Genomic DNA, 8,696 nt, shown 5'->3' with positions numbered 1-8,696 from the left:
TGATCGGTGACCGCCGTCGCCGGCGACAACGTCGTCTGGACCGTTGAGGTCACCAACGACGGCCCGTCGGATGCGCAGAACGTAAGCGTCGTCGACACGCTGCCGGCCGGCTTCACGTTCGTCGCCGACACGGACAGCTGCGTCGAGGGCCCCGTCGGCACGCTCACGTGCAGCCTCGGCACGCTCTCGGCCGGCGCCAGCACGTCGTTCGACGTCCACACGACGGTCAGCGTCTCGGTCGCGCCGGGCGATACGTGAACAGCGCCACCGCCGCGACGACGACGCCCGACCCGGATCCGTCGGACAACACGGACACCGCGCAGGTCGGCGTCACGGCGCTGGCCGACCTGATGGTCACGAAGTTCGCCTCGCCCGCCGGCCCGGTGCCGGCCGGCACGCCGATCGTCTACACGTTCTACGTCGACAACCTCGGCCCGTCGACGGCCAGCGGCGTCGCGTTCGCGGACGCGGTCACGTCCAACGGCAACTTCGTCATCAACAGCATCACCACGGATCGCCCGGCCACGTGCACGCCGGCCACGCCGACGGCACCGGCCAACAGCCGCACCGTCGACTGCGCGCTCACCGGCAACCTCGAGCCGCAATCGGCCGGCACCGGGCGCTGGACGATCACCGTGACGATCACCGCCAACAGCGCGCAGACGCTGAACAACATCGCCACCGTCGAGTCGACGACGCCCGATCCGGACCCGTCCAACAACGAGGACGAGCTGAACCGCGACGTGACCGACCTCGCCGATCTCGCGATCGTCAAGAACGGCCCGGCGCTGCCCGTCGCCGCCGGGACGAACACCGTCTTCACGATGGTCGTGACGAACAACGGCCCGTCGGCGGCCACCAACGTCGTGATGGGCGACGATCTGCCGGCGGGGCTGAACTACGTGTCCGCCGTGGCCAGCGGCGGCGGCGTGTGCGCCCTCGTGCCGACGAATCGCGTCGAGTGCGCCTGGGGCTCGATCCCGGCCGCCGGCGTCCGGACGGTCACGCTGATCGTCAACGTCGATGCGAACTACCCGGCCGGCGTCATCCACAACACGGGTACGGTGAACTCCCGACACGCCGGACCCCAGCCTCTCGAACAACGAGGATCCGCAGGACCTCGTCGTCGTCCCCGTGGCCGATCTCGCGATCGTCAAGTCCGACACCCCCGACCCGGTCGTCGCCGGCAACCTCCTGACCTACCAGCTCCTCGTCACGAACCTCGGCCCGAGCGCGGTGCCGAACGCGGCCGTGTTCGACACGCTGCCGCCGCAGACGACGTTCGTCAGCGCCACTACGGCCAACGGCACGTGCGTTCACGACGCCGGCCTGAACCGCGTGGACTGCACGACCGGCTCGATGCTGCCGGGTCAGATCCGCCTGGTCACGATCACGGTGCAGGTGGATCCGAGCACGCCGCCGGGGGTGATCAACAACACCGCCACCGTGCTGAGCGAGGTGCTCGACTCCAACCCGCTGAACAACACGGACAGTGAGCCGACGACCGTCCTGAGCGCGGCCGACCTGCGCCTCGTCAAGGACGTCGACCCGCCCGTCGTCGTCGCCGGCGACACCGTCGCCTGGACCGTCACGGTCTACCAACGACGGCCCGTCCGACGCCCAGAACGTCCAGGTCGTCGACGTCCTGCCGCCGGGCTTCGACTACTTGTCCGACACGGACAGCTGCGTCGAAGGTCCTGTCGGCACGCTGACCTGCAGCCTCGGCACGATCCCGGCCGGCGGCAGCGCCTCGTTCGACATCTTCACCGAGGTCGACGACGCCGTCCCGGCCGGCACGTACACCAACCGCGCCACCGCCGCGAGCACGACGCCCGACCCGGATCCGTCGGACAACACCGACACCGCCGACGTCACCGTCGAGAGCCTGGCCGACCTGCGGATGATCAAGATCGCCTCGCCGTCGGGCCCGGTCCTGGCAGGCGATCAGATCAGCTACCTGCTCGTCGTCGACAACCTCGGCCCATCGGCCGCTTCCGGCGTCTCGATCGTCGACGCCATCAGCTCGGACGGCTTGTTCGACCTCGTCGGGGTGAACCCGAACGTCGACGGCAACCGCCCGACCGCCACGTGCGCGCCGCTCGGGCCGATCGTCGGCATCCCGGGCGTCGTCATCAACTGCAGCCTGAACGCCGGCATCCTCGAGCCCTTCGGCCCGAGCGGCACCGGCCGCTGGCGCGTCGAGGTGATCGTCCGCGCGAACAACGCCCAGACGATCAACAACATCGCTACGACTTCGCACGGCGCCAACGATCCGGATCTGTCCAACAACGTTGACGAGCTCTCGCGCGAAATCGACGACCTGGCGGACCTGGCGCTGGCCAAGACGGACGTCGCCGATCCGGTCACGGCCGGTGGTCCGATCAGCTGGAACGTCACGGTCTCGAACATCGGCCCGTCCATCGCCACGAACGTCATCGTCGTCGACACGGCGCCGCCGGGCGTGACGGTCACGTCGGCCACGGTGCCGGGCGGCTCGTGCGCGATCAACGGAAGCACGATCACGTGCAACCTCGGCTCGCTCGCTCCCGCGGCGCAGGACGTCATCACGATCGTCGGCACCGTGAACGACGACGTGCCCGCCGGCACGATCCTGATCAACAGCGCGATCGCCTATTCGGACAGCTACGACCCGAACACGAGCAACAACGTCGACAGCGAACCGACGACGGTCATCGGCTCGGCGGACCTCGGCATCGAGAAGTCCGACGCGGTCGACCCGGCCACGGCCGGCGGCCCGCTGACGTACAACCTGACCGTCACCAACCTCGGCCCGAGCGACGCCGTGAACGTCCAGGTCGTGGACACGCTGCCGGCCGGGACGCACTTCGCATCGGCCAGCGCGCAGGGCGGCGCGTGCGTCTACCAGGCCGGCCCGAATGCGGTGGCATGCGATCTGGGCGACATGGGCGTCGGCGAGACGCGCGACATCATCGTGAACGTGATCATCGACGCCAGCGTGCCGGACGGCGCGGTTCTCGTGAACAACGCGGTCGTCGACTCCCAGACGCTCGACCCGAACGACGCGAACGATTCCGACAGCGAGCCGACGACGATCCGCGCCTCGGCCGACCTGCGGCTCGAGAAGTCCGCCGATCCCGCGACGCTGCTGGCCGGCGACACCGTCCACTACACGATTCAAGTGACGAACTTCGGCCCGTCGGACGCGCTCGCGGTCAGCGTCGTCGACACGCTGCCGGCCGGCTTCACGTTCCTGCACGACACGGACAGCTGCGTCGAGGCGCCGGCCGGCACGCTGACCTGCACGCTCGGCACGCTCGTCGCCGGCGGCAGCACGTCGTTCGACGTCTACGCCCAGGTCGACGTCGACACGCCCGGCGGCGTCTACGCGAACAACGCCGTGGCGTCGAGCCCGACGAGTGACCCCAACCCGGCGGACAACACGGACAGCGTGGACGTCAGCGTCCTCACGCTGGCCGACCTGCGGATCACGAAGACGGCTGTGCCGTCCGGCCCGGTGAACGCCGGCGACACGATCGTCTACACGATCTACGTCGACAACCTCGGCCCGTCGTCGGCGGTGGGCGTCGTGATGCACGACGCGATCACTTCGAGCGGCATCTTCGACGTCCTGTCCGTCGTGAGCGACCGGCCGGCGGTCTGTGCGCCGCTCTTCGCCAACAGCGTCTCCAACACGCCGGACTCCGATCCGACGAACAACATCGACGAGGCTTCGCGCGACATCACGTCGCTCTCCGACCTCGAGGTCCAGAAGACCAGCCAGGCGATCCCCGACCCGCTCGTGGCCGGCGGCCAGATCAAGTACACCGTCGTCGTCACGAACACCGGCCCGAGCGCGGCGACGGGCGTGAAGATCGCCGACCGGCTGCCGGCCGGCGTGACGGTCAACGACTACATGGCGACTGACGCCGCCGGCAACGCGATCGGGTGCTCGACCGGCATGGCCGGCAGCGCGGCCGACCCGCTGCGCTGCGGCTTCGGCAAGCTGGCGGTGGGCGAGTTCGCGACGGTCATGTTCACCGCCACGGTCGACAGCGACCTGGCGGATGGCACGGTCCTGGAGAACGACGTCATGGCGATGTCGGACAACCCGGATCCGGACAACAGCAACAACTTCGACTCGACGCTCGACGTCGTGACGACATCGGCCGACGTGTCGATCGTCAAGACGGACGCGCCCGATCCGGTGACCGCCGGCGAGGAGCTGAGCTACGTCCTCGTCGTGAGCAACGCCGGGCCGAGCACGGCGCGGGACGTGACGGTGAGCGACGTGCTGCCACCGGGCACGACGTTCCTCGACGCGAACGTCGCGGGAGGCACATGCATCTACGCCGCCGGGCCGAACTCGATCGCCTGCGATCTCGGTGACTTGGCGGTGGGCGACGCACGAGTGATCACGGTCAACGTCGTCGTCGACGCGGACGTGCCGAACGGCACGGTGCTGACGAACATCGCGACCGTCACGTCGTCGACGGACGATCCGGACATCGGCGACAACGCCTCGTCCGCCGTGACGACGGTGGCGGCAACGGCCGACCTGTCGATCGACAAGACGGCGGCCGGCACGGGCATCCCGGGCAGCGAGATCCTGTACACGATCACGGTGACGAACCACGGCCCGTCCGAGGCCCAGGCCGTCCAGGTCCTCGAGGCCTTCCCGGCGGGCGTGACGTACGTCTGGGACGACGACAACTGCGCCCCAGGTGGCAGCCCGTGCAGCCTCGGCGACATCGCCGCGGGTGACTCCGTGACGTTCCACGTGGCGGTCAGCGTGAACGAGAACGCGATCGGCGTGCTCGAGAACGCGGTGCGCGTCATCTCGACGACGCCTGATCCGGATCTGGCGAACAACACGGACATCGCCGACGTCACGGCCCTCCCGACGGCCGACATGCAGATCATGAAGTACGGCGTGCCGGAAGTGGCCACGACGGGTGAGGCGATCACGTTCACGCTGCTCGTCCAGAACCTCGGTCCGGGCCTGGCGCGCAACGTCGTCATCTCGGACACGTTCATCGCGGACGGCGCCTACCGCATCGTGGACATCAACGGCGCGACGTGCGTGCCGGGCCTTGGCGCCTTCACGGGCAACAGCGTCCACACGTGCAGCGTCGGCGACATGGCGGCGTTCACGCAGCACCTCGTGGAGTTCGTCGTCACGACGACGGACAGCACGGTGATCACGAACGTCGCCGCGGTCCGCAGCGACGCGTGGGATCGAACCTAGGAACAACAAGGACGACGAGACGATCCACGACATCCGCCAGGCGGCGGACGTGCGCGTCGAGAAGACGAGCCGCGGGATCCCGGGGCCGGGCATCGTCGCCGGCGAGGAGATCGAGTACACGATCACCGTCACGAACGACGGCCCGTCGACGGCGACCGGCGTCCAGATCCTGGACCGCCTGCCGAACGGCATCGTCGTCACGGGCTTCGACACGACCGGTCCGGACGGCGTATCGTCCTTCGGCTGCACGACCGGCATGCCGGGCAGCTGGTTCGACCAGTTCACGTGCAACGTGGGGACGCTGGGGCCGGGCGAGTCGGCGACGGTGGTCTTCACGGCGGACGTGAACGCGAACCTGCCGGACGGCACGGTCTTGGAGAACGACGTGCTGGTGTGGTCGGACAACTTCGACCGCGACCCGACGGACAACCGGGACACGACGCTCGACGTCGTGGGCACCTTGGCTGACCTGTCGGTCCAGAAGTTCGGCAACCCGGGCCCGCTGCGGGCCGGTGAGCTCACGAGCTACGACATCGTCTACAACAACGCCGGCCCGTCGGCGGCGCGGGACGTGATCCTCACGGACGTGCTGCCGCCCAACTTGGACCCGGTGAGCGTGTTCGTCGTCGACGGCCTGAACGCGTTCGACTCGGCGACGTGCCACATCCGCACGGGCGACCCGGTGCTGGTGGGCTCGATCGTGTGCGAGCTGGGCAACGTGCCGGCGGGGCGCGGGCGGCGGATCGTCGTGACGGCGCGGGTGCGTACGGATGCGCCGGTGGGGCCGGTGGTGAACAACGTGTTCATCGACTCGGACACGGCGGATCCGGACACGACGAACAACACGGACGACTTCACCGGGCAGGTGGCGCAGGCGGCGGACCTGGCGATCACGAAGCGGATCCTCGGCGTGCCGGTGGCGGGCCAGCCGATCGTCTACGAGATGACGGTGACGAACCTCGGTCCGTCGGTCGCGACGTCCGTCCAGGTCGTCGACAACCACTCGGCGAACCTGTCCTATAGCTGGGACACGGACGGCTGCAGCCCGAGCGGCGTGAACCAGATCACGTGCAACCTGGGCACGATCGCCGTCGGCGGATCGCGGACGTACCAGGTGACGTACAACGTCGCCGCGAACAGCGCGTTCGCGGACGCGACGAACAGCGTCACGGTCTCGGCTGCACAATCCGACCCGAACCCGGCGAACAACAATGCGACGACGCGCGTGCCGATCCGGGGCATCTCCGACCTGCGGATCACGAAGTTCGGCAAGCCGGACAGTGACGTCCGCCAGAGCGGGCTCCTGACCTACACGATCCTCGTGGAGAACCTCGGCCCGAGCGACGCGTCGAACGTCGTCGTGCGGGACACGATCGCCTCGGACGGGAACTACGAGATCGTGAGCATCACGGGCGCCACGTGCGTCCCGGGCGTCGGGATCTACCTCGGCAACGTGACGATGGACTGCACGCTGCCGAACCCGTTGGCGGCGTTCGCGCAGGCGCAGATCCGGATGGTCGTCCGCCCGATCGAGGCGCGGAGCATCAACAACTTCGCCGCGGTCCGTCGCGCAACAGCGATCCGGACCGCTCGAACGACGCAGCGATCGTCGAGCACGACATCACGGAGCTGGCGGACCTGTCGGTCACGAAGACGGCGGCGCCAGACCCGGCGGTGGCCGGCGGGTCGATCGTCTGGACGATGCAGGTCACGAACAACGGCCCGGGCATCGCCGAGAACGTCGTCCTGATGGACCGGCTGCCGAGCGGCATCGTCGTCCGCGGCTTCAGCGCCAGCCTGCCGCTGGGCGCGACGGGCGGCTGCGCGACGGGCACGGCCGGCAGCGCGGTCGATCAGTTGCAGTGCACCCTGGGCACGCTGCTCAACGGCGAGAGCGCGACGGTGACGGTGACGGCGGACGTCAACCCGAGCCTGCCGGACGGCCACATCCTCGAGAACGACGTGATGGTCTCGTCCGACGTGCTCGACATCCGCAACCAGAACAACCGCGCGACGACGCTCACGCCCGTCAGCGCGTCGGCGAACCTGTCGATCGCCAAGTCGGCCTCGCCGAACCCGGCGACGGCGGGCCAGCCGCTGCAGTACACGCTGACCATCGGCAACGGCGGGCCGTCGACGGCCAAGAGCGTCATCGTGGTGGACACGCTGCCGGCGGGGGTGACGTACGTGAACGCGGTCGTCATCGGCCAGCCGGGCGCGACGTGCGCACCGGTGCCGGCCGGGAGCGTGACGTGCCAGCTGGGCGACATGCTGCCGAGCCAGCTCGTGACGATCTACATCCAGACGATCGTGAACCCGGGCTTCGCGGGCACGCTGACGAACACGGCGACGGTGCGGTCGCTGACGGCCGACCCGTCGTCCGCGAACAACACGGCCACCACGAACACGCCGGTGAACCAGTCGGCGGACCTCTCGATCCACAAGCTGGCGGACCGCCTGGTGGTGACGCCGGGCCGGAACCACCGCTACACGATCACGGTGCGCAACAACGGCCCGTCGGACGCCTTGAACGTCCAGGTGCTTGACACGCTGCCGGCGGGCGTGACGTTCGTGGCGGACCAGGACGCCTGCACGGCGGCCGGGCAGAACGTGACGTGCAACCTCGGGACGCTGCTCGTCGGGCAGACGGTGCAGTTCGACATCGAGGTGTCGGTGGCGCCGAACGTGGCGGACAACCTGCAGCTGCTGAACAACGCCCGCGTGACGTCGACGACGCCCGATCCGGTGGCCGGCAACAACACGTCGGTGTCCGAGGTCGTGACGAACCGTCTGGCGGACCTGTCGGTGCGCAAGTTCGGCAAGCCGGACGGCAACGTCCGGACGGGCGAAGGCCTGATCTACACGATCCTCGTGGACAACTTCGGGCCGTCGGACGCGGGCAACGTCGTCGTCCAGGACATCCTGAAGGCGGACGGCCGGTTCGAGTTCCGGTCGGTGACGGGCGCGACGTGCGCCCCGGCGCCGATCCAGTCGGCGACGCAGTCGCTCACGCTCAGCTGCACGATCGGGAACATCCCGACGGGCACGACGGCGCAGGTGACGATCGTGGTGCGGAGCATCGACTCCAAGAGCATCAACAACGTGGCCACCGCCCGCTCGGGGGACGCCGAGGACCCGAACACGTCGAACAACACCGGCTACGTGGAGCACGACATCACGCTGCTGGCCGACATGTCGGTGACGAAGGCGGCGACGGGTGAGGTGACGAACCCGGGTCCGGCGAACTGCGGCCTGCTGACGACGCTGACGCCGAACGCGGTGACGGCTGGGCGGAACCTGACGTACGTGCTCACGGTCACGAACAATGGCCCGAACATCACGGAGAACGTCGTCGTGCGCGACCGGCTGCCGAGCGGGTTCGCGGTGACGAGCATCGCGGTGACGGGCGGCGGGACGTGCAACGCGGGGACGCCGGGCTCGGCGCTGGACGTCGTGACGTGCGGCTGGA

Annotated in this window: 5 protein-coding genes and 1 pseudogene; all 6 read left to right on the top strand. The window is 69.1% G+C overall.

All coding sequences use genetic code 11. From position 1 onward, the window contains the following. The first annotated feature begins 6 nt into the window (after positions 1 to 6). A complete protein-coding gene (locus IPG14_RS11100; RefSeq protein WP_343391876.1) occupies positions 7 to 258 on the top strand; it encodes a DUF11 domain-containing protein in 252 nt (83 codons plus the stop codon). After that, the gene (locus IPG14_RS11095) at positions 255 to 1,496 is read left to right on the top strand and encodes a DUF11 domain-containing protein (RefSeq protein WP_343391875.1); all 1,242 of its coding nucleotides are present in this window, start codon (positions 255 to 257) and stop codon (positions 1,494 to 1,496) included. The genes IPG14_RS11100 and IPG14_RS11095 overlap by 4 nt, the downstream gene beginning before the upstream one ends. A gap of 113 nt (positions 1,497 to 1,609) precedes the next feature. Further along, positions 1,610 to 1,861, top strand: a pseudogene (locus tag IPG14_RS11090) (DUF11 domain-containing protein); the annotation flags it as partial. 39 nt (positions 1,862 to 1,900) lie between these two features. Next, positions 1,901 to 5,227: a hypothetical protein gene (locus tag IPG14_RS11085; protein ID WP_343391877.1), complete on the top strand. Its 3,327-nt coding sequence runs from the start codon at positions 1,901 to 1,903 to the stop codon at positions 5,225 to 5,227. A 49-nt stretch (positions 5,228 to 5,276) separates the two neighbouring features. Continuing rightward, positions 5,277 to 6,977, top strand: coding sequence for a DUF11 domain-containing protein (locus IPG14_RS11080; RefSeq protein WP_343391874.1), 1,701 nt, complete (start codon positions 5,277 to 5,279; stop codon positions 6,975 to 6,977). Then, positions 6,902 to 8,696: DUF11 domain-containing protein (locus IPG14_RS11075; protein ID WP_343391873.1), on the top strand; the 1,795-nt coding region annotated here is incomplete at its 3' end. The genes IPG14_RS11080 and IPG14_RS11075, both read left to right, overlap by 76 nt.

Origin of the sequence: Candidatus Amarobacter glycogenicus, from assembly GCF_016704105.1 — a bacterium.
In the GTDB taxonomy this organism is placed as follows: domain Bacteria; phylum Chloroflexota; class Dehalococcoidia; order Tepidiformales; family Tepidiformaceae; genus Amarobacter; species Amarobacter glycogenicus.
This window is presented reverse-complemented; position numbering and strand designations above follow the sequence as displayed.